General features: G+C 71.8%; 3 protein-coding genes. All 3 read left to right on the top strand.

The window, feature by feature from the left end; all coding sequences use genetic code 11:
- A partial coding sequence (locus DSP71_RS09435; protein WP_220151107.1) for a hypothetical protein occupies positions 1-333 on the top strand: 333 nt, incomplete at its 5' end.
- Positions 330-1259, top strand: a complete 930-nt coding sequence (locus tag DSP71_RS09430) for a GNAT family N-acetyltransferase (RefSeq protein ID WP_113680963.1) — start codon at positions 330-332, stop codon at positions 1257-1259. The genes DSP71_RS09435 and DSP71_RS09430, both read left to right, overlap by 4 nt.
- 107 nt (positions 1260-1366) lie before the next feature.
- A partial coding sequence (locus DSP71_RS09425) for a hypothetical protein (RefSeq protein WP_147251269.1) occupies positions 1367-1561 on the top strand: 195 nt, incomplete at its 3' end.

Here is a 1561-nt window from a genome sequence, read left to right as displayed (position 1 = left end):
GTGCGGCGGGGATCGAGCACGGTGTCGGAGGATGCGGCGGGCATCGACGGCCTGCTGCGGGTTCCCGGTGCGCAGCGTGACGTGCCGGTGCAGGCGCTCGTCACCGGGACTCCCGGGCCGGACGCCTACACGCTGGAGGTCGTGACCGCCGACGGGATCCGCGCGCTCGCGCTCGACGTCGACGACGCGAACACGGAGCTCGGGTTCCACGGCCTGATCCGGGCGCTGCTCGACGCGGCCGCACACGGTGCGACAGTCGCTCCCTGGACCGGCGCGCGGGCGGTCGTGGCGAACACGATCCACGCCGCCGACATCGCGAGAGGTCAGGCATGAGCGCCCAGAGGATTCGCGCCGCCTGCGCAGAGGACCAGTCCGCCCTGACGGCGCTGTGGGCGACCGTGTTCACACCGCCGCTGGCGCCCGACCAGTGGCTGATCGATGATGATCGGCTGGCGCACACCTTCGTGGCCGAGGACGATCGAGGGGTCTGCGGATCCATCTACGGTCTGCCCAAGCGGCTGCGGGAGGACGACGGCGGTGTGGCGCACGTGCACGCGATCGGCAGTGTCGCGGTCGCCGGGCGTGCCAGAGGGCAGGGGCTCGCGCGCCGTCTCGTGGCCGCGACGCTGGAGACCGCGGGCGACGCCGAGTGGGCGCTGCTCTTCACGGGTACCCCGGAGGTGTATCGCTCCAGCGGCTTCGAGACGTTCGCCATGGCACGGACCCTGACCGGTCCCTGGAGCGCCCCCATGCCCCGCAAGCACGAGGAAAGCGTCGAGGGGCGCGTCGAGCGCGAGACGGTCGGACTCGGGAGCCTCCGTTCGCTGCGTGACGTCTACGAGCGCTCGCGTGCCGGGCGGGTGGTCCTCGCGCCGGTGCGCAGCGACCGCGACGCGGCGATGGCGGAGGTGCGGATGCGGGGTGCGACGCTGTATCGCCGCGTCGAGGGTTCGACCGTGCTCGGCTACGTGATCGCCGAGCATCGAGGGGGCGTCGGCGTCCTGCTGGAGAGTGCGGTGCTCCCGGATTCCGAGCGTGTGCGCGACGACCTGCTCTCCGCCGTCGCCGCGGACTGGGCGCTCGCCGGGGTGTCGTCGTGTGACCTCGCCGTCCCTGCGCTGCCCGACGAGGAGTCCGCGCTTCATGCCTTCGCTCCGCAGGCCGTGCGGCAGGACGACCGCACCGGCATGATCCGTTCGCTGCGACGCACGGCCCGGCTGGACGGCATCCGTCACTTCACGGCGGGCGACTACTTCTGAGTGACCCGCTCGGAGACGGCACTGGGGACTGGGGATCGATCGGATGATGCGGCCCGGCAATCAGCCGGACGCCTGACCGCGGTGATGACGCCGCAAGGAGGATGAGCATGGCCCAGAAATTGAGCACCACCCGGAAGATGAGCACCACCCGGAAGATGAGCACGACCCTGAATGCGGACATGACGCTGCAGGACCCGTCGGCGCGCGAGAGGAACGAGACCGCGGTCCTGCGCAGTCGGCGCATGCTGCTCGCGGGGTTCGGGGCGGCCGCGATCGGCGGCGTGGCCGCCGTCACCACGCAG

This window comes from Microbacterium sp. H6 (assembly GCF_003314775.1).
Lineage (GTDB): Bacteria > Actinomycetota > Actinomycetes > Actinomycetales > Microbacteriaceae > Microbacterium > Microbacterium oxydans.
The sequence above is the reverse complement of the archived record's forward strand: the minus strand, read 5'-3'. Positions and strand labels throughout refer to the sequence as shown.

What these genes read in the sequence shown, in the direction of transcription:
- DSP71_RS09430 (WP_113680963.1), top strand. Translation starts at nt 330, where the DNA reads ATGAGCGCCCAGAGGATTCGCGCCGCCTGCGCAGAGGACCAGTCCGCC.